This window comes from Glycomyces mayteni (assembly GCF_042428885.1).
In the GTDB taxonomy this organism is placed as follows: Bacteria; Actinomycetota; Actinomycetes; order Mycobacteriales; family Micromonosporaceae; genus Glycomyces; species Glycomyces mayteni.
Genome location: NZ_JBHMBP010000004.1, coordinates 549,943 through 571,731 on the forward strand (window position 1 = coordinate 549,943; position 21,789 = coordinate 571,731).

The 21,789-nt window shown below is 71.5% G+C and carries 17 protein-coding genes; 5 read left to right on the forward strand and 12 right to left on the reverse strand.

Translation table 11 applies throughout. The features are described from left to right. Window positions 1-17 precede the first annotated feature (17 nt). Entirely contained in the window at window positions 18-221 is a 204-nt protein-coding gene (locus ACFFXY_RS17960) for a DUF3046 domain-containing protein (RefSeq protein ID WP_382353516.1), read from the reverse strand. 139 nt (window positions 222-360) lie between these two features. Between ACFFXY_RS17960 and ACFFXY_RS17965 the strand changes: the two genes are divergently transcribed. The 3 genes from ACFFXY_RS17965 to ACFFXY_RS17975 all read left to right on the forward strand — a co-directional run bounded on the left by ACFFXY_RS17965 (window position 361) and on the right by ACFFXY_RS17975 (window position 3,082). After that, window positions 361-933, forward strand: a complete 573-nt coding sequence (locus ACFFXY_RS17965; RefSeq protein ID WP_382353519.1) for a TetR/AcrR family transcriptional regulator — start codon at window positions 361-363, stop codon at window positions 931-933. 37 nt (window positions 934-970) lie between these two features. Continuing rightward, window positions 971-2,440: a M48 family metalloprotease gene (locus ACFFXY_RS17970; RefSeq protein ID WP_382353522.1), complete on the forward strand. Its 1,470-nt coding sequence runs from the start codon at window positions 971-973 to the stop codon at window positions 2,438-2,440. A gap of 225 nt (window positions 2,441-2,665) precedes the next feature. Further along, window positions 2,666-3,082, forward strand: coding sequence for a DoxX family protein (locus tag ACFFXY_RS17975; RefSeq protein WP_382353526.1), 417 nt, complete (start codon window positions 2,666-2,668; stop codon window positions 3,080-3,082). Between the two features lie 36 nt (window positions 3,083-3,118). On the opposite strand, the gene ACFFXY_RS17980 is transcribed toward ACFFXY_RS17975, so the two are convergent. From ACFFXY_RS17980 to ACFFXY_RS18015, 8 genes are all read right to left on the reverse strand, one after another. Then, window positions 3,119-4,915 carry an Hsp70 family protein gene (locus ACFFXY_RS17980; protein WP_382353529.1) on the reverse strand — a complete coding sequence of 599 codons (1,797 nt, stop codon included), beginning with the start codon at window positions 4,913-4,915 and terminating at the stop codon, window positions 3,119-3,121. 132 nt (window positions 4,916-5,047) lie between these two features. Then, window positions 5,048-6,994 (reverse strand): DEAD/DEAH box helicase, encoded by a 1,947-nt coding sequence (locus ACFFXY_RS17985; protein WP_382353532.1) that lies wholly within the window; start codon window positions 6,992-6,994, stop codon window positions 5,048-5,050. 309 nt (window positions 6,995-7,303) lie between these two features. Next, entirely contained in the window at window positions 7,304-8,338 is a 1,035-nt protein-coding gene (locus tag ACFFXY_RS17990) for a GNAT family N-acetyltransferase (protein WP_382353535.1), read from the reverse strand. A gap of 59 nt (window positions 8,339-8,397) precedes the next feature. After that, entirely contained in the window at window positions 8,398-9,420 is a 1,023-nt protein-coding gene (locus ACFFXY_RS17995) for a GNAT family N-acetyltransferase (RefSeq protein ID WP_382353538.1), read from the reverse strand. Window positions 9,421-9,503: 83 nt separating this feature from the next. Continuing rightward, entirely contained in the window at window positions 9,504-10,523 is a 1,020-nt protein-coding gene (locus ACFFXY_RS18000; protein ID WP_382353541.1) for a GNAT family N-acetyltransferase, read from the reverse strand. 170 nt (window positions 10,524-10,693) lie between these two features. After that, on the reverse strand, window positions 10,694-10,897 hold the full coding sequence (locus ACFFXY_RS18005; RefSeq protein ID WP_359954892.1) for a cold-shock protein: 204 nt from the start codon (window positions 10,895-10,897) through the stop codon (window positions 10,694-10,696). A 264-nt stretch (window positions 10,898-11,161) separates the two neighbouring features. Then, window positions 11,162-13,135 (reverse strand): ABC transporter ATP-binding protein, encoded by a 1,974-nt coding sequence (locus ACFFXY_RS18010; RefSeq protein WP_382353545.1) that lies wholly within the window; start codon window positions 13,133-13,135, stop codon window positions 11,162-11,164. Window positions 13,136-13,250: 115 nt separating this feature from the next. Then, window positions 13,251-13,511 (reverse strand): helix-turn-helix domain-containing protein, encoded by a 261-nt coding sequence (locus ACFFXY_RS18015; RefSeq protein WP_382353548.1) that lies wholly within the window; start codon window positions 13,509-13,511, stop codon window positions 13,251-13,253. 104 nt (window positions 13,512-13,615) lie between these two features. On the opposite strand from ACFFXY_RS18015, the gene ACFFXY_RS18020 reads away from it, so the two are divergent. Continuing rightward, entirely contained in the window at window positions 13,616-14,839 is a 1,224-nt protein-coding gene (locus ACFFXY_RS18020; protein ID WP_382353551.1) for a hypothetical protein, read from the forward strand. A gap of 178 nt (window positions 14,840-15,017) precedes the next feature. Here the strand turns inward: ACFFXY_RS18020 and ACFFXY_RS18025 are convergent, their stop codons facing one another. Next, window positions 15,018-16,637 carry an ABC-F family ATP-binding cassette domain-containing protein gene (locus ACFFXY_RS18025; RefSeq protein WP_382353554.1) on the reverse strand — a complete coding sequence of 540 codons (1,620 nt, stop codon included), beginning with the start codon at window positions 16,635-16,637 and terminating at the stop codon, window positions 15,018-15,020. Window positions 16,638-16,940: 303 nt separating this feature from the next. On the opposite strand from ACFFXY_RS18025, the gene ACFFXY_RS18030 reads away from it, so the two are divergent. Further along, window positions 16,941-17,720, forward strand: a complete 780-nt coding sequence (locus tag ACFFXY_RS18030) for a M23 family metallopeptidase (RefSeq protein ID WP_382353557.1) — start codon at window positions 16,941-16,943, stop codon at window positions 17,718-17,720. A 105-nt stretch (window positions 17,721-17,825) separates the two neighbouring features. Here the strand turns inward: ACFFXY_RS18030 and ACFFXY_RS18035 are convergent, their stop codons facing one another. Both ACFFXY_RS18035 and ACFFXY_RS18040 read right to left on the reverse strand, forming a co-directional pair. After that, window positions 17,826-18,815, reverse strand: coding sequence for a LacI family DNA-binding transcriptional regulator (locus ACFFXY_RS18035; protein ID WP_382353560.1), 990 nt, complete (start codon window positions 18,813-18,815; stop codon window positions 17,826-17,828). After that, the gene (locus tag ACFFXY_RS18040; protein ID WP_382353563.1) at window positions 18,815-21,637 is read right to left on the reverse strand and encodes a glycoside hydrolase family 3 C-terminal domain-containing protein; all 2,823 of its coding nucleotides are present in this window, start codon (window positions 21,635-21,637) and stop codon (window positions 18,815-18,817) included. The genes ACFFXY_RS18035 and ACFFXY_RS18040 overlap by 1 nt, the downstream gene beginning before the upstream one ends. Between the last annotated feature and the right edge of the window lie 152 nt (window positions 21,638-21,789).

Here is a 21,789-nt window from a genome sequence, read left to right on the forward strand (position 1 = left end):
CACGAGCGATCCGCGGGTCAGCGCACGAGCCGCGCCGGGATCCGCTCGGGCCAGGCCCGGCACACCGCCATCCACACCGCTTTCGCGTTCTCGCCCTCGGCGAGCGCCTGGTCGATGGTGCGGCCCCCGAGCTGCCCGATGGTGTGGTCGGAGGCCACCGACTTGGCGTAGGCGGGACCGAAGGTCTCGTCCATCCGGTCCCAGAAATCGCTGAGCTTCACCCGCCCGTCACCCCCCGCCGCCCTGACCGGAATGAATGCTGTGCCAATGTGCCGCTCCCCTGCCGTCCGCACCTGTCCATGGGGACAACGGTAGGCGACTCGATGGCCCGGGGCCAATCCCAGGTGGCAAGATTGCCGGGTGCCTCGCGTCAGCCAAGAACACCTCGACTCGCGCCGCCAGCAGATCCTGGACGGCGCCCGCTCGTGCTTCGCCAAATTCGGGTACGAGGGCGCGACGGTGCGGCGGCTCGAAGAGGCCACCGGGCTCTCCCGCGGGGCGATCTTCCACCACTTCCGGGACAAGGACGCCCTGTTCCTGGCGGTCGCGTCGGTCGACGCGGCCGAGATGGCGGCGACGGTGGCCGAGCGGGGCCTGGTCGGCGTCATGCAGGACCTGACCGCGGGGGCCGACAAGCCGGAGATCTCCGGGTGGCTGGGGACGCAGCTTGAGGTTGCGCGGCGCCTGCGCACCGACCCCGAGTTCGCCGAGGCATGGGGCCGCCGCCGCGAGGCCATCGCCGAGGCGAGCCGCGAGCGCCTGGAGCACCAGCGCGAGATCGGCGTCCTGCGCACCGACGTCGACATCGACGTCCTCGCCGGCTTCCTCCAGCTCATGTACGACGGCCTCGTCCGCTACCTCGCCACCGGCCGCGACGACCTGGAGATCACCCGCATCCTCCAACTGGTCGAAGAAGCGGTCCGCCGCCACTGAGGACCGGATCCGAACCGGGCTCGTCTACGATTCCGGCGTGAACCCCTCTGCACCACTCCAACCTCACCCTGCACGGACGGCTTCGAAGTTCGCCTGCGTCATGACCCTCGTCCTGTTGTGGGGGTTCGCGCCTTGGGCGCTGTTGTCGGCGGCGCTGCTGAGCGCGCTCGTCATTCCGCTGGCGCAGTCGATCGACGCGTCGACGGCCGGTGTCCTCCTCGGCTGGTTTCTCGTCGCGGCGGTTCTGCTCATCACACCGGTGGCCGCGCTCCGCGACCTCCCCGAGCCGCTGCAAGGCGAATCGGTGGACCGGGAACGGGCGCCGGAGCTGTGGGCGCTGGTCGAGGAGGTCGCCGCCGCCGTCGGCGGAACGGTGCCGGACGAGATCCTCGTCGACAACGGCTCCGGCGTCTACACGCAGCGGACCTCGCGTCACGGGGTGCGGCGGACCGTGCTCCTCATCGGTGTCGACGTGTTCACGCCCCGGACGGTCGGCCTGTTCCGGGCGATGCTCGCGGTCCACATGGGCGGATCGGCGACGGCGGGCTTGTCGGTCGAGGGCCGGGTCTGGGGTTGGCACCTGTACCTCACGGGGCTGTTCGCGAAGTACCCAGCGAACCCGCTGAACCTGCTGTTGTGGCCATACGCAGCACTCTGCTTCGCGGCGACGTCGCGGATCACGGGAGCCCGCGTGCTCGCGGGCGACCGGGCGGCGGCCGCCTACGCGGGCGGGCCGAACACGTGGTCGACGATCGCCGAGATCCAGGTGCTCGACCGCATGTGGGCCCGGTTCCTCACAACGCACCTGCAACCGGCGGTGGAGGTCGGCCTGCTGCCGTTCGACGTCTCGGGCGGGTTCGCCCGCTTCCTCGACGCGCTGGCGGAGGAGCGCGCGGCGCTGCGCGCCGAGCCTCTGTCGGGCCGAACCGCTTGGAACGCCACGCATCCGTCGCTTGCGAAGAGGGTCGCCGCGCTCGTCGAAGTGCCGGGCGAGGCCAGACCGGGCGATGAGGCGCCTGCGCTGAGCCTGTTCCCCGATCACCGCGTCGCGGCCATGGTCGACGTCATGTGGAAGTCCCCCGGCACGGTGCGCGCTTCCTGGGAGGAGGTCGCCGACCGGGTGGAGCACCACAGGCACTGCGCCAGGGCGGCCCGCTCCTACCAGGTACTCGGCGGGCTGCTCGGCCCGTCGCGGGCGAGCCTGGAAGGGCTGCTGGCCGAGATCGACACGGGGCGCCGCGACGCGCTGTTCCTGGAGCTGGACCGGCGCGGGTTCCCGGCGGGCGGCCTCGCCTCGACGGTCGCGATGGCGGCGTTCCGGTCGCAGGAGATGCGCGCCGAGATCCGTTGGGGCGAGGGGACCGGACTCGTCGGCGCCGACGGGCGGCCGTTCGATCCCAAGGCGCTCATCGCTCCCCTGTTCGCGGCGGCGCCGGACACGGACGCGGTCCGGAAGGCGCTCGCGGACCGGGGCGTGGACCTCCACCGGGCGGTCGCTGAAGGCTGAGTCGTTGCGGCCGAAGCCGACAGAGTACTCCTGTCGGGGGTTGTTGTGGGTGGGGCTTTAGCGCGCAAATCACGTTAGATATCTGAAGGTGGGTCATATTTACACAGACCCATCGGGATTGGTATGCTCACGGGTTAGTTGAACAGTCAACTAAGACTGCCCGGGATCGGGCAGCATCCCCCTTTGGGAGGCAATGTGATCGCAAGACTCCAACCGATAGGGCTGTTGATCGGACGCGTCGCGCTCGGCGTCGTGTTCATCGCGCACGGCTGGCAGAAGTGGAGCACCAACGGGATCGACGCGACCGCGCAAGGCTTCGAGGGCATGGGAATCCCGGCACCCACGCTGTCCGCCTACTTCGCGGCCACGACCGAGCTCGTCGGCGGCTTCCTGCTCATCGCGGGCGCGCTGCTGCCGCTCGTCGGGCTCGCGCTCGCCGCGGTCATGCTCGGCGCGATGTACTTCGTGCACCTCGACGGCGGGTTCTTCTCGATGAACGGCGGGTACGAGTACGTGCTGACGCTGGCCGTGTTCGCCATCGCCATCGGGTTCTCCGGCGGCGGGCTGCTCGCGCTCGACAGTTTGTGGCTCAACAAGAAGAAGGACGAGGCGGCGGTCGAACCGGCCCCCGCCGCGGCCTAGGAGAGACGTCCGGGCGGGCCCCACCGCCCGCCCGGGCTAACACTCGGCCAGGCCGCCCAGGGAGTTGACGTCGGCCGGGTCGATGACGAGCCACACGAACGGGATGTACCCGTATTCGTTCTCGCCCAGGACGACCCGGACCATGACGTCCGAGGCGTCCTTGCCCTCGTGGTAGTCCCAGAACCCCTCTTCGTCCTCGTTGCCGCGCGGCGTGATCAGGTCCGCCCGCTCGTAGCAGACGAGCTCGAAGACCGTGCCCACGGCGGCGTAGCCGATCGCGGTGACGTCGTCGGCCGAGCCGCGGATGCCCGGTTCGCCGCCCTGGTCGGCGCAGTAGGAGCGGGTCTGGGGGCAGTTCCAGTAGACCTCGCCGGTGAGCGGCCCGGGATCGTCGGAGGTCGTCTCCTCGGGTTCGGGGGTGTTCGAGACGAGCGGGGAGGCGGGGTCCTCGGACTCCGCAGTGGACGTCTCCGCCGCCGCCGTGGTCGGGTCCTCTTCCGCCGCTTGGCCGTCGAGGCCGCTCAGCCACCAGGCGCCGCCGCCGATCAGGGCGACCGCGAGGACCGAGGCGAGGGCGAGGAGCGCCACCGGCAGGCCCCGGCGCCGCGGCGGGACGACCGGTTGGACGGCCGTGGCCGGGCCTGTCGGGGGCGGGACGAGCGGCTGCGCCACCGTGACCGGGCCCGGAGGCGGCACGACGGTGAGCGGGAGGGCCGGGGGCGGCGCCGCCGCAGGGGTCGCCGGCTGGTCCGCGACCGCCACGGCGCCTTCGCTGACGACCAGTTCGGGCTGCTCGATCATCGTCGGGGCGATGCCGAGTTCCTGGTGGATCATCGTGGCGGCCAAGGGCATCCGGCTCGCGCCGCCGACCATGAAGACGCCCGCGACCTGCTCGGGCGCGAGCCGCGCCTCGCGGATCACCGCCTTCGTGATCGCGACGGTCCGCGCCAGGAGCGGCCGGGCCAGGAGGTCGAGTTCCGCGCGGGTCAGCAGCTCCTCGGCGGCGAAGCCCGGGACGAGGACCTCCGTGGTCGAGCGGCGCGAGAGCCGCTCCTTCGCCTCGCGCACCTCGTCGTAGAGCTGGAACCGGGCCCGCAGCACCTCGCCGCCCGCGTCCGGGTCGAGGAGCGCCCGCCACGCCGACGACCGCTCCTCGGTCCCCGCGAAGCGCCCGCCGAGGTAGTCCACGAGCTCCTGGTCCAGATAGTGCCCGCCGACGCGGTCCGAGCCGTCCACGGCGAGCACCTCGAAGCCGTCGGGCCCGAAGGCGACCGCGCTCGCGTCGAACGTGCCCGCGCCCAGGTCGTACACGACGACGGCTCGCCCGGGCTCCATCCGGTGCCCGAGGACCTCCGCGAAGTAGCGGGCCGCCGCGACGGGCTCGGGCAGGAGCAGCGGGGCGGGCATCCCGGCCGCCAGAGCGGCGTCGGCGACGATGTGGCGGCGGTTCGGGCCCCACCCGGCGGGGACGGTGATCGTGACCGACCGGGGCGCCCCGGCGACCGCGGTGCACTCGGCGAGGACCCGGCGCAGGACGGCGCACACGGCGTCCCGGACCGGGACCTCCCTGTCCCCCAGCAGGAGCGAGGGCGCGTCGAGGCGGAGCTTGGGGTTGCGCTCGTAGCGGTGCGGGTGGCGGCGGGCCTCCCTCGCCGCGTCCCTGCCGACCAACAGGAGTCCATCGTGGTCGATATATATTCCTGACGGCAGGAGCGGATGGCCGTCGAAGAGGATCTGGTGCCGCCGCCCGTCGCCGCGCAGGACCGCGGCGACCGTGTTGTGGGTGCCGAAGTCGATGCCGAGTGCGGCGGCCGAGCGCGGAGCGGCGTCCATTCAGGACCTTTCAGGGTGCGGCGAGGAGGTCCCGCAAGGGTACTGCGGCAGCGCCGGACCCGGTTCCCCAAGAGAAGACGAACGGGGCCGGTGAGGGAAGTCCCTCACCGGCCCCGGTTCAGTCGTCAGTGCCTACCAGCGGTCGCGGCGCTCGCGGTCGCCGTAGCCCCGGCGCTCGCCGCGGTCGCGGTCGCCGTAGCCGCCGCGCCCGCGGTCGTCGCCGCCGCGGAAGCCGCCCTCGCGGTTCCCCCGGTAGCCGCCGCCGTCACGGTTGCCCTGGTAGCCGCCGCCGCGGTTGCCGTAGCCCCCGCCGTCGCGGTTCCCCTGGTAGCCGCCGCTGCGGCCGCCCTCGCGGTCGCCGTAGCCCCCGCGGTTCCGGTCGCCGTAGCCGCCGCGGTTGTCGCGGTCGCCGTAGCTGCCGCCGCCGCGGTTGCCCTGGTAGCCGCCGCCTTCGCGGTTGCCCCGGTAACCGCCGCGGTCCCCGCCCTCGCGGTTCCCGCGGTAGCCCCCGCGGTCGCCGCCCTCGCGGTTGCCCCGGTAGCCGCCGCCGCGGTTGCCGCGGTCGCCGCCGTAGCCCCCGCGTCCACCGCGGTCGTCGCGGTCGCGGCGCGGGCCGCGGTCGTCGCGGCGCTTCGACGGGCCTTCGAGGATCTCGCGCTCGGCCTGCTCGCGCAGGCGGGTCGCCTCGGCGCGCAGGCCCTCGGCGTCCTCCTTCAGGCGCTGGATCTGGCGTTCGAGGCGCTTAACCTCGTCGTCGTTGCGGGACGCCTGGTGCTCGGAGGACACCGCGCGCAGGTCGGTGAAGTTCCGGGCGCCCATGAGCGCGGTCAGCTCGGCGTCGAAGTTGTCGTTGACGTAGTGGCGGGTGGCCTCCACGCCGGCGCGCTCGATGAGGCTGAACATCGTGCGGTTCTGGTGCGGCAGCACCAGGGTCGCGACGTGGCCGGACTGCCCGGCGCGGGCGGTGCGCCCGGCGCGGTGCAGGTAGTCCTTGTGGGTCTTCGGCGGGTCGACGTGGAGGACCATGTCGACGCCGTCCACGTGGATGCCGCGGGCCGCGACGTCGGTGCACACGAGCGCGTCGAGGCGCCCGTTCTTGAAGCGGTCCAGGACCTTCGAGCGGTCCGCCTGGGTCATGCCGCCGTGGAGGCCCTCGGCGTTGACGCCCTGCTCGCGCAGCTCCTCGGCGATGCGGTCCACCGCGAGCTGGGTCCGCACGAACACCATCGTCAGGCCCGGACGGGCCGCGACGGCGGCGGTCATGGTGGCCTTGTCGCGCGGCCCGATGAGCAGCAGGTGGTGGCTCATCGTGGTGACCGAGCCGGCCGGCGGGTCGACCGAGTGGACGACGGGCTCCGACAGGTACTTGCGGACGAGGACGTCGATCTCCTCCTCCAGCGTGGCCGAGAAGAGCATCCGCTGGCCGCCCTGGGGCAGCTGGTCGAACAGCTCCTCGACCTCGGGCAGGAAGCCCATGTCGGCCATCTGGTCGGCCTCGTCGAGGATCGCGAGCTCGACGTCTTCGAGCGAGCACTCGCCGCGGCGGATCAGGTCGCGCAGGCGGCCCGGGGTGGCGACGAGCATGTCGACCCCGGCGCGGAGCGCGTCGATCTGGCGGGAGAACGCGGTGCCGCCGCAGACGACCTTCATCTCGATGCCGACGGCGTCGCCGAAGGTCTGGAGCGACTCGGCGACCTGGATCGCGAGCTCGCGGGTCGGGGTCAGGATGATCGCGCGCGGCCGCTTGGCCTTGGTGCGACCGCCCGCCGCGAGGCGGGACAGGGTCGGCAGGCCGAAGGCCAGGGTCTTGCCCGAGCCGGTCTGGCCGCGGCCGAGGATGTCGCGCCCGGCCATGGCGTCCGGGATCGTGGCGGCCTGGATCGGGAACGGCGTGATGATGCCCTGCTCCGCCAGCGCGGCCGTGATCTTCTCGGGGAGTCCGAGCTCGTCGAAGCCCGGGCCCTCGGGCACCGCGACCTCGTCGGTCTGGACGGTGAACTCCTCGTTGAGGGGCTCGGCGTCCGCGTCGGCCGCGGGGGCCTCGGCCGGGGTCGCCTCGGTCGCGGGAGCCTCGCTCACCGCGGCCTCCGACGGGGAGGTTTCGAGGGTTTCAGTGGTTTCGGGAGCAATGTCGGATTCACTGATGGCAGCATCCGGCACAGTTTGGTCAAGAGTCATGGTTCGCCTTCCGCGAGAACGACTTCGTAAATGACGCACGTTCCGCGGAATATCGGTTTCACCATGAGCCGACGGTGATGGGGCGGGACGCGCCTGATCGGGCCTCTGCAATGAAGAACTAGGGCCAGCTAAGAACAATAGCCGACCGTGAGAAGCGGTCGCCACTCTCACGGTCGGCTTGTGCCTGGAGACACCCTTTCGGGGTTCGCGCTAGGCGTCGAACTTGCGCTGGAACTCGGCGCCGCCGTCGAGGATCTCGTAGCCGAGCACGACGTTGATGCCGATCATCGGGGCGTTGACGTCGGCGTTGTCGGTCCAGATGCGGCGCACCTGCGGGAAGTTCTCACGCACGAGGCGGAGGTTGAGGATCTTCAGGAGCGTGCCGAGACGGTGGCCGCGGTGCTCGGGGTTGACGATGGTGATGCCCTGGAACGCGTCCGGGTAGTCGGCGTCGTCGTAGGCGAACACGGCGGTGTTGGCGACGGCCTCGCCGGTGGCCTTGTCGACGGCGATGGTCTGGATCGGAGTGACGCCCATGGCCTCGTTGCGGTCGGCCTTGGCGTTCTTGAGCTCCGCGTCGACGGTCTCGGGTCCGAGCTCCAGGTCGCCGAGGGGGACCTCGGACATGATCGTGGAGTCGATGCGGGCCATGGTGTCGACGAGGTGCTCGGGCGTGCGGCCGATCCAGGAGATGATCTCGTAGGCGTCGCCCGCGGCGTCCTGGGCCTTCTCCAGGAGGGCCTGCTCGGCCTCGGGGTCGAGGGCGTCCACGGCGCAGCGGCGGTTGATCCAGGTGAGGGCCTGCTCGAAGCCGTGCTTCTCGGCGAAGAGCTGGCCGGCCTTCGATCGTTCGATGCCGTCTTCCCAGGTGAGGCGCGTGTCCAGGGTGAGGGTGGTGCGTCCTCGGCCCTTGGCGTCGGCGATGAAGTGGTCTAGGAGGGCCGTCGCGACGCCCTGGCGGCGGTGGTCGGGGTGGGTGTGGATGCTCGCCCAGCCGAAGTGGAGGTTCTCGCGGGACGGGTACCCGGCCTCGGCCGTGCCGAGGACCTGTCCGTCGCGCACGGCGATGAACGTGGCCTCGTGGTGGTCGGGCTGGGGGTGGATCAGGCCCAGCGTGAACTTGCCCCGGTGGGGCGCGGGGGCCTCGGGCGCGTCGGCGGCGTGGGCGGCGCGCAGGACCTCGAACGCGCCTGCGACGAGATCGTCGTCGGCGGGGTCGAGTTCGATGATCTTGAGGTTGCTCATGTCCACAGTCTGACCAGCGGGTATGACACTCGGCAACCGAATTTCGGAATCGGGTCCTATCAGGGCTTGAGCTTGCGCTGGTAGACGCTGAGGGCGTCCACGGCCTCGTAGCCGAGCTGGTCGTTGATGGCGACCATGTGGCCGTTGACGTCGGCGTTCTCGGTCCAGATCTCGGCGACGCGCGGGAACCGCTCGCGCAGCTGCCGGAGGTTCGCGAGCTTGAGGAGCATGCCGAGGCGGTGGCCGCGGTGGGCGGGGTCGACGATGGTGATCCCCTGCGCGGCGTGGGCGGCCGCGGGGTCGGCGTAGGCGTGGACGTGGGTGTAGGCGACGGCCTCGCCGGTGGCGCGGTGGACGGCGGCGGCCTTGACGGGGATCTCGTGGATCGCGGCGGCGAGGGCCTCCTTGGCGCGGGCGCGCGCGACATCGACGCGCTCGGGCTCCATCTCGACGTCGCCGGTGGGCACCTCGACGCGGGTCATGGCGTCGAGGCGGCACAGGGACTCGATGAGGTCGTCGGGGGCGGGTCCGGTCCAGGTTCGGACCTCGTAGTCCGCGGCGGCGGCGACGGCCTGGTCCCACAGGAGCCGCTCCTCCTCGGGGCCGAGGGCGTCGGTGCGGCTGCGGCGGTTGACCTGGACGAGCGCGAGGCTGAATCCGTTGCGCTCCAGGAACTCCGCGCCGGTGCCGGGGCGGCGGGGGCCGTCGCCCCAGGTGGTGAGGGTGCCCGCGGTGAGGTCGGTGCGGCCGTGCTCGGCGGCGTAGTCGACGTAGTGGGCGAGGAGGGCGGCGCCGATGCCGCGGCGGCGCTTGTCGGGGCGGACCATGAGCTCGGCCATGGCGAGGTGGGGGTTGTCGCCGGTCAGGAACGCGATGCCGATGTAGCCCGCGAGCGCGCCGTCCTCGACGGCGGCGAAGTACGCGATGTCGAGTCCGGGCCGGTCCTGTCGGAGCTCGGCGCGGAAGGTCTGCTCGACGGGGCGGCGGTTCTCGGGGGCGTCGGCGTCGAGGACCGCGTTGACGAGGGCGAGGATCTCGCCCGCCATGCGGTCGTCGGCGCGGTCGACGGGGGTGATCTGCATGCCCCGAGTATGGCCGGTTCCGTCCATGATCGGGGTCCGCTGCGGGCGCCCCCGGATCGTGAACCCAAGGGCGCCTGCGGGGTTCAGCCCTTGAGCTGGTATTCGGCGTTGGCGTCGACGGTGGCGTAGCCCATGAGTTCGTTGATGGCGATCATCGGGGCGTTGACGTCGGCGTTGTCGGTCCAGATCCACTGCGTCGTCGGGGAGTGCTCGCGCACGAGGCGCAGGTTCGCGAGCTTGAGGAGCAGGCCGAGGCGGTGGCCGCGGTGCGCGGGGTCGACGATGGTGATGCCCTGCATGCCGTTGACGTCGTCGCCGTCGTCGAGGCCGATCTCGGTCCAGGCGCGGACCTCGCCGGTGGCGCGCTCGACGGCGACGGACATGACCCAGGTGCGGCCCTCGACCTCGTTGACGGCCTCCTTGGCGCGCATCTTCTCCGGGGTGATCTCCTCGACCTCGAAGTCGAGTTCGCCGAGGGGGATCTCGTTGACGATCATGGTGTCCATGCGGCACATGGTGTCCAGGAGGTCGTCGGGGATCGGGCCGATCCACTGGCGGACCTCGTAGGCGTCGCCGGCCTTCGCGAGGGCCTCGGCGTGGCGGCGCTCCTCCTCGTCGGCGCCGAACGGCTCGACGGGGCTGCGGCGGTTGACGGTGGTGAGCGCGAGCGTGTAGCCGCGGGAGGCGAGGAACGCGGCGCGGGCGCCGTCGCGGGCGGGTCCGCCCTCCCAGTGGACGGGCGCGGAGGAGACGATGGTGGTGCGGCCGTGCGCGCGGGAGAACGCCTCGACGTGCGCGAACAGGTCGGCCTCGACGCTGCCTTCGCGGTGGTCGGGGTGCACGTACGCCTCGATGCGGCTGAGGTCGAGGTTCTCGTCGGTGAAGAACCCGATGCGCGCGAAGGCGACGGCCTCGCCGTCCTCGCCGACGGCCGCGAACCAGTGGCGGGCGCGGCCGGGCATGAGGTGGGTGAACAGGGCCCGGAAGAACCGCTCGGTGTAGGTGGGGTTCTCGGGCGCGTCGGCGTGGTGCGCCGCGTTGAGGATGGCGAAGGACCGGTCGATCGGATCGGTGTCGGCCGCGTTGAACTCGATGATTTTCACCGACACAGTGTGCCGTCCGGACCCGGCGGCATCAATCGGTTTGCGGATCGTCCGTTCCGACGGGCACGGCCGTCCGTTCGCATGCGGAGCGGCGGTTCACGGAATGGCCCCGGACACCACAGAAGCCGCTGTCCTTCGGAGTGAAGGGCAGCGGCTTCGTGCTCGATTGCCTACAGAGCGCGCAGGTTAGCGGCCTGCGGGCCCTTCTTGCCGGCTTCGATCTCGAACTCCACGCGCTGGTTCTCTTCGAGGGAGCGGTAGCCGTTCCCGGTGATCGCGGTGAAGTGGACGAAGATGTCCGGACCGTCGCCGTCAGGAGCGATGAAGCCGAAGCCCTTGTCCGCGTTGAACCATTTAACGGTGCCTTGCGCCATTACTGCATTTCCTTGCGATGTTGATGTTCAGACCCGCCGCAGTCCCGATCCAGGGGGTACCTAGCTGGGGCGTCGGCGTATTGGTCTGAGGTGTGCCGCCATTGCTGGCGCTTCACCGCTTCGGCGGATATTGAACCGAAGCGGCCTTTGGACCCTACAGTACGCCTGCTTTTTCGGAACCCGTCAGCATGAAATCGTCCTCACGTGTAAGGCTTTGACCTGGGACGATGTGGTTTCGCTCTGAGCGGATATGGCCCATGTCACTCATGCGGCGGTCGAAAGGGGCCCCTCCGGACCGATTTCCACCCCTTCGGAGCGGTCCTCGCCGAGGCCCTGGTCCGATCCGCTGCGCTCCTCGAACTGGGTTTTGTACAGCTCCGCGTAGAGCCCGCCGCGGACCACCAGGTCGTCGTGGGCGCCCGACTCGACGACCTCGCCGTCCTCCAGGACCACGATCGTGTCGGCGCGGCGCACGGTGGAGAGCCGGTGGGCGATGACGAGGGAGGTGCGGCCCTCCAGGGCCGTGTCGAGGGCGCGCTGGACGGCGGCCTCGGACTCGGAGTCGAGGTGGGCGGTGGCCTCGTCGAGGATGACGATCGGCGGGGCCTTGAGCAGGACGCGGGCGATCGCGAGGCGCTGCTTCTCGCCGCCGGAGAACCGGTAGCCGCGCTCGCCCACGACCGTGTCGAGCCCCGATTCGAGGCGGCGCACGGTGTCGCCGATCTGCGCGCGGTCCAGGGCCGCCCAGATCTCCTCGTCGGTGGCCTCGGGCCGGGCGTACGCGAGGTTCTCGCGGACGGTGTCGTGGAACAGGTGCGCGTCCTGGGTGACCATGCCGATCTTGGCCGACAGGGACTCGCCTTTGAGGTCGCGCACGTCGACGCCGCCGACCTCGACGGCACCGCCGGTCACGTCGTACAGGCGCGGCACCAGGCCCGCCATGGTGGTCTTCCCGGCGCCGGAGTGGCCGACGAGGGCCACGAGCTTCCCGGGCTCGACGTCGAAGGAGACGCCGCGGAGGATCTCGCGGCCGGTGTCGGAGCGGTCGGGGCGGGCCAGGTCCTCCAGGCTCGCGAGGGAGACCTCGTCGGCGCCCGGGTAGCGGAAGCGCACGTCGCGGAAGCTGATCGACGCGGCGCCCGCGGGCAGTTCGCGGGCGCCGGGCTTCTCCTCGATGAGCGGCTTGAGGTCGAGGACCTCGAAGACGCGCTGGAAGGACACGAGGGCGCTCATGACGTCGACGCGCACGTTCGACAGGGCCGTCAGCGGCCCGTACAGGCGCGTGAGCAGCAGCGCGAGCGTCACGACCGTGCCGGCGCTGAGCTGCCCGGCGAAGACGAGCGCGCCGCCGAGGCCGTACGCGAGGGCCTGCGAGAGGCCCGCGACGAGGGTGAGCGCGACGATGAACGTGCGCGCGTACATCGCGGTGGTGATGCCGATGCCGCGCACGCGGTCGGCCTTCCCGGCGAACTCCGCGGACTCGGTGTCGGGGCGGCCGAACAGCTTCACGAGCATCGCGCCGCCGACGTTGAACCGCTCGGCCATCTGGGTGTTCATGGCCGCGTTCAGGTCGAAGGACTCCTTGGTGAGCGCCGCGAGCTTGCGGCCGACCCACTTGGCGGGCACCAGGAACACCGGGACGAGGACCAGCGACAGCAGGGTGATCTGCCAGGACTGGAAGAACATGACGCCGATGATGAGCGCGACGGCGATGCCGTTGGAGACGAGCCCGGAGAGGGTGCTCGTGAACGCCCGCTGGGCGCCCATGACGTCGTTGTTCAGCCGCGAGACCAGCGCGCCGGTCTGCGAGCGGGTGAAGAACGCGACCGGCTGGGACTGGACGTGGTCGAACACGGCCCGGCGCAGGTCGAAGATGATGCCCTCGCCGAGCTTCGCGCCGTACCAGCGCATGGCGAGGTTGAGCAGGCCCTCGGCGAGGGCGAGCCCGGCGATGATCGCGGCGATCCTGACGACCCCGGCCTGGGTGCCGTCGGCGCCGGTGAGCTCGTTGACGATGTCGCCGGCGAGGACCGGCGTGGCGACGCCGATCGCGGCGATGAGCGTGACGAGCCCGATGAACAGGGCGATGTCGCGCCGGTAAGGGTGCGCGAACCGCAGGATGCGGCGCTTCACGCCGCGAGTGAGTGTGACGCCTTTGAGGTCGTCCGCGCGCCGCATCGAGCGCATGGCGTCCCAGCCGGCGGGTCCCATCGATGACACTGGGCCTCCCGTGTGCAAGTGCCCAAGTGCGTTCGTCGTCCGGTCAGGTCGGTTGGCAGTCCGCGGCAGTCCGGTGGGGCTTGGGCCGATTCGTCGTTCGTTTCCGAACGTGCAACAACCGGGAGGGCCCCGGTTATTTCCCGGAGCCCTTGCGGGCGCCGCCGCGGGTGCGGAAGTCGATGCCCGCTTCGGCCAGCAGACGGTGCGTGAAACCGTACGATCGGCCTATCGTTGAAGCGATGTCCCTGATGCTCCGGCCCTGCTCGTAGGCCGCGGTGACGCGGTCGGTGAGCTCGCGGCGCTCGTCGCCGCGGACCTGCCGGTTCGGATCGGTCTTCGCCGCTCCCGGCTCAGCGGGGGCGCCTTCGGGGGGAGGAACGGATTCGGGGGTCATGAGTCCTTTCCCGGATACGGAGGGTGATGAAGGTGTGTTGTGAAGTTTGCCGGAGTTCTGTCGCCCGGCGGACGTTTCTGTCGGATACCCGATAGTTTCGTGAGGTGACCGCACCGCAGACCTCTTTCACCGACCGGGTCGACGCCCTCGCCCCGGCGCGGCGCCATTCGCGCCTGCGCGACCTCGGGATCTGGCTGTGCCTCACCGCGGTCGTGCTCACCATGGCGTCGGTGGCGGTCTCGACGACCGAAGTGGTCGGTCCGCGGACGCTCCCGTGGTGGCCGGCCCAGAGCCTGTCGCTGCGGGTCACGCCCGGCATGGTGGTGGCGCCCCTGGCGGCCGCGGCCGTGCTCGGGGTCGCGAGCCGCCCTGCGGCGGTGCGGATGTCGTGGCACACGCTGCTGGTGCTGTCCTATCTGGCCTCCATCGCGTGGTCGGCCGCGCTGCACACCAATGTGGACCCCACGACGATGTCCACGGCCACCGACGGCGCGCGTGGCGCCGTCGCGCTCCTCGTCTCGTACACCGGTTCCGAAGCGGGCCTTGCCATCACGGTCATCGCCCTGTCGTGCCTGTCGGTGCCGCTGGTGCTCGTCGCGGTCAAGTCCGTGTCCGGTCCCGTCGCGGCCCGCGCGCTCGCGCCGGTCCTGATCCTCGGGCCGTGGGCGGCCTGGGCGACGCTCGGCGTCGACGGGATCGCCGCCGCCGCGTGCGCCGCGGTCCTCGCGGCCGGGGCCGTCGCCTCCGAGCGGCACGTCAAGGGCTGGGACGCGTTCTGGGGCGCGGCCGCCGCGGGCGGCCTCCTCGGGATCGCCGCGCTCCTGTCGTACGGCGCCGCGTGGTTCGCGGTGTCGCTGATGTGCCTGTACTTCGCGCGCCGCCGCCCCGGGCAGATCCTCGTCTCGGCGGGCGCGGCCCTCGCGGTCCTCGCCCTCGCCGCCATGACCGGGTCCTCGTGGCCGTACGGCCTGGTGGACACCTACAACGCGGCCATCGGCGAGATCGCCGCGCACCCGGGGCAGCTGTGGTGGGTGGCGCTCATGCCCGCGCTCGTGGCCGTCGCGTGCGGCCCGGCGTTCGTGGAGAGCCTGCGCCGCTTCGGGTCGAGCTCGGCGTGGCCGCTCATGATCGGCCCGCTCCTGGCGCTCATGATCGCCCCGCTCAGCGGCTCGAACCCCGAGCACCCCGAGTACGGCTGGATCGCCCTGTGCCCGTGGCTCATCGTCGCCGCGACCGCGCGGGCCGACCGGACGCACTCGGTGCGCGCCCCGCTCATCAGCGCGGCCGCGGGCGCGTGCGCCGCGATCGTGCTCATGTATTCGGGCTGAGCACGGCCTCGGGCTGAGCACGGCCTCGGGCTGCGCGGGGCCCGGGCCGACTACCATCCCTAGCCCCCACCCACCCCGGGGAAGATAGCGCCGATCCTCCCTGCCGGGTATGACAAGAACGGGTCCGGCAGGGCCGGTTGTCCCCCGGGAGCGGGAGCTCCCGCGAACCCGGCTCGGATCAGGCGAGCTCGACGAGCTCCATCAGGTCGTCGGACCACAGGTCCTCGTCGCCGTCGGGCAGCAGGATCGCCCGCTCCGGGCGCAGGGCCTCGACCGCGCCCGGGTCGTGGGTGACCATGACGATCGCGCCGGAGAAGCCGTCGACCGCGTCGAGCACCTGCTGGCGGCTCGCCGGGTCCAGGTTGTTCGTGGGCTCGTCCAGCAGCAGCACGTTCGCGCCCGAGCAGACCAGGCTCGCCAGCGCCAGGCGGGTCTTCTCGCCGCCGGAGAGGACGTGCACGGGCTTGTGGACGTCGTCGCCGGGGAACAGGAACGCGCCGAGTATCTTGCGCAGCTCCGAGTCGGGCAGGTCGGCGCCGGAGTCGGAGGCCGCGGACTGCATCTGCTCCAGGACGGTGCCGGTGTGGTCGAGCGTGTCGTGCTCCTGCGCGAAATAGCCGATGCGCAGGCCGTAGCCGGGCTCGACCTCGCCGGTGTCGGGTTCGAGGGTCCCGGCGAGCATCCGCAGGAGCGTGGTCTTGCCGGCGCCGTTGAGGCCGAGGATGACGACGCGGGAGCCGCGGTCGATGGCGAGGTCGACGCCGGTGAAGATCTCCAGGGAGCCGTAGGACTTGGAGAGGCCGGAGGCGGTGAGCGGGACCTTGCCGCAGGGGGCGGGCTGCGGGAGGCGCACGTCGGCGACCTTCTCCTGGAGCAGGTCCTCTTCGAGGCCGTCGATCATGGCCTCGGCGCGGCGGAGCATGCCCTTGGCGGCCTTGGCCTTGGTGGCCTTGGCGCCGAGCTTGGCGGCCTGGCGGGTGAGGGCGTCGGCCTTCTTCTCGGCGTTGGCCCTCTCGCGGCGGCGGCGCTCGGCGTCCTCGGCCCTTTGGCGCTGGTAGGCCTTCCAGCCGAGGTTGTACTGGTCGATGACCGAGCGGGTGGGGTCGAGGAACCACACGGTGTTGACGACCTCGTCGAGGAGTTCCACGTCGTGGGTGATGAGGACGAGGCCGCCCTTGTGCCCGGCGAGGAAGCCGCGGAGCCAGCTGATGGAGTCGGCGTCGAGGTGGTTGGTGGGCTCGTCGAGGAGGAGGATGCCGTCGCCGTCGTCGGAGAAGAGGATGCGGGCGAGCTCGACGCGGCGGCGCTGGCCGCCGGAGAGGGTCTCCAGGGGCTGGGCGAGGATGCGGTCTTCGAGGCCGAGCTTGGAGCAGATGCGGGCGGCCTCGGACTCGGCCTGGTAGCCGCCGCGGGCGGAGAACTGCTCTTCGAGGCGGGAGTAGCGGCGCACGAGCTTGTCGCGCTGGGCGTCGTCGGCGACCTCGGCGAGTTCGACCTCGGTCTTGGCGAGGTCGGCGAGGAGCTGGTCGAGGCCGCGGGCGGAGAGGACGCGGTTGCTCGCGGTCTGGGTGAGGTCGGCGAAGCGGGGGTCCTGCGGGAGGTACCCGAAGGGGCCGTTGTTGTCGATCTTGCCGGTGTAGGGCTGGGTGAGGCCCGCGAGGACGTTCATGGTGGTGGTCTTGCCGGCGCCGTTGCGCCCCACGAGTCCGATCCTGTCGCCGGGCTGGACCCGCAGATCGGCCCCGGACACGAGGATGCGCGATCCGGCGCGCAGCTCAAGACCGGTGGCGGTGATCATGGGGCACTCCTCAGCAGAAATTCGGGCCGAATGGCCGCAGGCCTACCAAGTTTAGGCGGAGTCGTGGGTCACGGCTCTACCGATATAACCGAAGACACCTTTTGCGAGTGGCCGTTCACGTTCCGTGACGGGCCTCCTCCTTTCGGAGGAGGCGCGGCCGCCCCCGGGTGCCGACCTGGCCCGCAAGGGGACCAGTTCGGGCGTAGTTTCGCTGGTCGAGCCGGGTTTGTCCGGATTGGATCCGGTAGGTTTCCCGGTCTTATGGGCAAGCACGATGACACCTGCGAGAACGCAGGACACGAATTGACCAGCCGCCGACTCCGCGCCGTGATCCGGCGCCGCCGCATCCGTCGCGAACGTCACACCTGGCGTTTCGTGTCCGGGGGCCTGGCGGCGGCGATCGTCACCGGCTGGGTGGTGTCGGCCCTCTCGGGTCAGGCGGCCGCGCAGGCCGCCGACGCCGAGGTCGACATGGAGGCCACCGTGGTCCAGGCCGACTGGAAGGTGGACGACGTCCTGGCCGGCATGGCCGCGGACTACGCCGCCGAGCAGGCCGAGGCCCAGGCGCAGGCGCAGGCCGAGGCGGACGCGAAGGCCGCCGCCGAGGCCGAGGCCGCCGCGGCGGCCGAGGCGGAGGCGCAGGCGAAGGCGGAAGCGGAGGCCCAGGCGGCCGCCGAGGCCGAGGCCGCGGCGAACCCGTGGACGCTCCCGTCCACCGCGTCGATCACGTCGTACTTCGGGATGCGCAACGGCTCCCTGCACGGCGGCACCGACTTCGGCAACAACGAGGGCGACGAGATCGTCTCCGTGGGCGCCGGGACCGTCACGTACGTCGGCTACGAGGCCGGCGGCTACGGCAACGTGGTCTACGTGGACCACGGGAACGGGGTCCAGACCCGCTACGCGCACGCCTCCGAGGTGCTCGTGAACGTGGGCGACGAGGTCGGCAAGGGCGACGCGCTGATCCTGGCGGGCACCACCGGCAACTCGACCGGCCCGCACCTGCACTTCGAGGTGCTCATCGACGACGAGAAGGTCGACTCCCTGGCCTGGCTCCAGGAGCAGGGGCTCGACGTCGGCTAGCCGCACGCAGACCGCACTCTCCTTGATAGGAAGACGGAGGGCCGGGGACCTCCCTCCCCGGGCCGCCGCTCTGCGTTCAGCGTGCTGCGTGCTGCGTTGCGCCCCTCAGCGGATGGTGAGCTGCGGCTCCACGAGCGTCGAGTCCGGGACGTCGAAGCCGTCGAGCTTGCGCATGAGGTGGCGCACCGCGGTCTCGGCGAGGGTCTCGGCGGGGACGAGCACCGACGGGAGCTGCGGGTGGACCCGCTCGGCGACCTCGTCGGGGCCGATGACGACCACGTGGAAGTCCTCCCCCACGCGCTTCCCGGCGTCGGCCAGCGCGTGCATGACGTGCCCGACGGCGGGCTCGTTGTGGACGGCCAGGCCGGTGAGGTCCGGGTGGGACGCGAGGAGTTCCTTGACGGTGCGCTGCACCGAGACCGGGTCGTCGGGGCACGGCTGCACGAGCGCGGGGCCGGAGCGGCCGAGGAAGCCCTCGCGGACGCGCTCGGCGAAGCCGGTGCGGCGGGCGTAGACCGCCTCGGAGGCCCCGAGGAGCGCGATGGTGCCGCACCCGCGGTCGCTGAGGTAGTCGGCGCAGACGCGGCCCGCGGCGGTGAAGTCGAGGTCCACGCAGGTGAGGCCCTCGGCGTCGGCGGGGAATCCGATGAGGACGCTGGGGAGTCCCAGGCGGCGCAGGGTCTCCACGCGCGGGTCGCGGACCTCCACGTCCATGAGGATGAGGCCGTCCACGATCGCCGAGGCGGCCACGCGGGCCAGGCCCGCGGGGCCCTCGTCGGCGGTCATGAGCAGCACGTCCTGGTCGTGGCGGCGGGCCTCGGTGACCGCGCCGGAGGCGAACTGCATGAGCACGGGCAGGTGCATGCCGTCGCGCAGCGGGAGCATCATGGCGACGACCCCGGCCCGCCGGGAGGCGAGCGAGCGCGCCCCCGCGTGCGGGTGGTAGCCGAGGTCGGCGACGGCCTGCATCACGCGGTCGGCGGTCTCCGGCGAGATCGACCGCTTCCCCGAGATCACATAGGACACTGTGGAGGCGGCGACCCCGGCGCGGGCGGCCACGTCGGCGATGGTGACGCCGCGGCCAGGGCCGGCCACTAGGACTCCGTTCCGAATTGCAGGGACGCGAGGCGGACCGGGCCGGACTCGAACGTCACGTACAGGTCCTTGACCCCTTCGGCGCCGGTGAACTCCACCGTCACGTCGGTGTAGTCGTAGACGCCGCCGGTCGTGGGCGTGTCGATCTTCGCGAGCACGTCCCCGTCGAGCGGGTCGTCCACGCGCAGTTGCAGTTGCGAGGCGTGCCCCGCGACGCGCGCGGTCACGGTGGTGTACCCGGGCGCGAAGTCGCAGTCCCCCAGCATGATCCAGCCGCCCGCCTCCTCGGCGGCGATGACGTCGCCGGAGGCGCGGGTCTCGTCGCGCCACAGCACGCCCGCGTAGGCGTCGTTCGAGGCGGCCGAGAGCGGTTTGGCGAGGTCGCGGGGGCCCGCGGTCTCGCCGTCGATGCGCACCGACGCGGACAGGACGATGTTCGTGGCGGAGCGCCCGACCATGAGGCGCTGGCGGCTCTTCTCGACGATCATGCGGCCGGTCGTGTTGTCCCAGTGGGCGAGGTCGTCCACGGCCACGGTGAACTCGACGGTGCGGGTCTCGCCCGCGGCCAGGCGCACCTTCTGGAAGCCGCGGAGCTGGCGCAGCGGCTGCTTGACGCGGGAGCCGCACTGGTGCGAGTAGAGCTGGACCACTTCGACGCCGTCGCGCCCGGAAGCGTTGGTGACGTCTACGGTGACCTTCAGCTTGTCGCCTGAGCCCGCGTGGTCCTTGTCCGTCTTCAGGTCCGCGTACGTGAAGTCCGCATAGGACAGGCCGTGGCCGAACGGGTAGAGCGGCTGGCCGAGGTAGTACAGGTAGGTCGCGTCCGAGGCCACGATGTCGTAGTCGAGCATCACGGGCAGCTCGGCGGCGTCGGTGTACCAGGTCTGCGGCAGGCGGCCCTCGGCGTCGCGGTCGCCGAAGAGCACGTCGGCGAGCGCGCCGCCCCACTCCTGCCCCCCGTGGCCCGACCACACGACGGCGGGCACGTGCTTGGCGGCCCAGTTCGCGGCGTAGGGGTAGGAGGAGGACATGACAAGGATCGTATTCGGGTTGGCCTCGACGACCCGGCGCAGGAGCCACTCCTGGTGGTTCGGGAGGTTGAGGTCGCGGCGGTCCTCGGTCTCGCGGCCGTTGACGAGCGGGTGGTCGCCGAGGACGACCACGGCGACGTCGGCGTCGCGGGCGAGGTCGGCAGCGGCGTCGTGCGCCCGGACCACGTTGTCGATATCGAACGCGGCGGCCTCGGACTGGCCGTCCACCAGGGTGAGCCGGTCGTCCGCGACGCCGAGCCACTTGCCGTCCTCGGCCCCGTCGGGCCGGTGCAGGTGCTTGATCGCGACCTTGCCTCCCTCGACGTCGATGAAGCGGAAGGTCTCGTGGACGTCGAACTCGTGGGGGCCGGGCGAGTCGGCGCCGACGGTCCCGTCGAGGCGGCCGTCCAGGTACTTGCCGGTGGACACGGAGCGGAACGTGTAGGACCAGCCGCCCCAGTCGAAGACGTCGAACTGGGCGGCCGCGCCGAGGGACTCGGTGATCGTCAGCTCCGCGCCGTCGGCGGAGACGGTGACGTAGCCCTTGTTGTAGCGCAGGCGGATGCGGTCCACGCCCTCGCTGTGGACGACCTCGGCGCGCTTCGAGAGGGCCTGGCGGGCGGTGACGGCGTACGGGAGGGTGCCGGAGTACCAGTCCTGCATCTGGACGTCGGCGAGCGGGCCGATGACGGCGATCTTCTTCGGGGAGGCGAGCGGCAGGACGCCGTCGTTCTTGAGCAGCGTGAGCGACTGGGCGGCGGCCTCGCGCGCGAGCGCCTGGTGCTCGGGGGAGTTCACCGCTTCGCGGCCGATGTGCGTGTACGGGTCCTCGGGGTCGAACTCGCCGAGGCCGAAGCGCACGAACAGGTTGCGGCGCACGGCGGTGTCGATGTCGGACTCGTCGAGCAGGCCGCGGTCGAGGGCGGTGACGAGGTGGGCGAGGACGCCTTCGGGGCGGTCGTCGTCCTGGGTGAAGGAGTCGAGGCCGGCCTTGACGGCGGCGGCGTACGCGGTGGGGAGGTCCTCGAAGTAGCCCTGGAGCTGTGCGAGGTTGTTGGGCGCGTAGGCGTCCGAGACGATGAAGACCTCGTCGGTCGTCCAGGTGCGCAGCTCGGTGTTCACCAGGGGCGTCACGTGCGCGGGGCGGCCGTTGACGAGGTTGTAGGAGAGCATGACCGCGACCGCGTCGCCGCTCGCCAGTGCCGGGCGGTGTGCGGCGAACTCGTACTCGCGCAGGACGCGCGGCGGCATGTTCGAGGAGGTGGTGCAGCGGTCGGCCTCGTTGCCGTACGCGAGGAAGTGCTTGACGGTGGGCGCGGTCTTCCACACGGCGCCGTTGTCGCCCTTGAGGCCGCGCGCGTAGGCGCCGCCCATGACGCCGGTCATCCAGGCGTCCTCGGAGTAGCCCTCCTCGTTGCGGCCCCAGCGGGGGTCGCGCAGGGGGTTGACGGTGGGGGCCCAGACGTTGCGGCCGACCTTGACGGGGTCCTCGTGGTTGAAGGCCAGGACCTCGTCGGCGACGGCGGCGCCGACCTTTTCGACCAGCTCCGGGTTCCAGGTGGCGCCGAGGGCGACGACCTGCGGGAAGACGGTGGCCTCGCCGAGCCACGCGAGCCCGTGGAGGGCCTCGGTCCCGGTCTTGAAGGGGCCCATGCCGAGCCGTTCGACCGGCCGGTGGTACTGGTGCAGGAGGCCGATCTTCTCGTCGAGGGTCAGCCGGGCGAGGAGGTCGCCGACGCGCTCCTCGCGGGAGCGCTCGGGGTCGCGGTAAACGGGACGCGGGTCGGTCATGAGGGTCTTCCTTGCTTGGACGTCGCTGTCGCTGGCTGTGTCTTGCGTCATCGAAGCGCTTCGACGGCCAGGCGGTCGCACCCGGTCGCGGATGTTTCATTGAAGAAGCTTGTCGAAGCGCTTCGATTGAGGAATGCAAGATTTCTACACCC

What these genes read in the sequence shown, in the direction of transcription:
- ACFFXY_RS17980 (WP_382353529.1), bottom strand. Translation starts at nt 4,915, where the DNA reads ATGGACGCCGCTCCGCGCTCGGCCGCCGCACTCGGCATCGACTTCGGC.
- ACFFXY_RS17990 (WP_382353535.1), bottom strand. Translation starts at nt 8,338, where the DNA reads ATGAGCAACCTCAAGATCATCGAACTCGACCCCGCCGACGACGATCTC.
- ACFFXY_RS17995 (WP_382353538.1), bottom strand. Translation starts at nt 9,420, where the DNA reads ATGCAGATCACCCCCGTCGACCGCGCCGACGACCGCATGGCGGGCGAG.
- ACFFXY_RS18005 (WP_359954892.1), bottom strand. Translation starts at nt 10,897, where the DNA reads ATGGCGCAAGGCACCGTTAAATGGTTCAACGCGGACAAGGGCTTCGGC.
- ACFFXY_RS18015 (WP_382353548.1), bottom strand. Translation starts at nt 13,511, where the DNA reads ATGACCCCCGAATCCGTTCCTCCCCCCGAAGGCGCCCCCGCTGAGCCG.
- ACFFXY_RS18025 (WP_382353554.1), bottom strand. Translation starts at nt 16,637, where the DNA reads ATGATCACCGCCACCGGTCTTGAGCTGCGCGCCGGATCGCGCATCCTC.
- ACFFXY_RS18040 (WP_382353563.1), bottom strand. Translation starts at nt 21,637, where the DNA reads ATGACCGACCCGCGTCCCGTTTACCGCGACCCCGAGCGCTCCCGCGAG.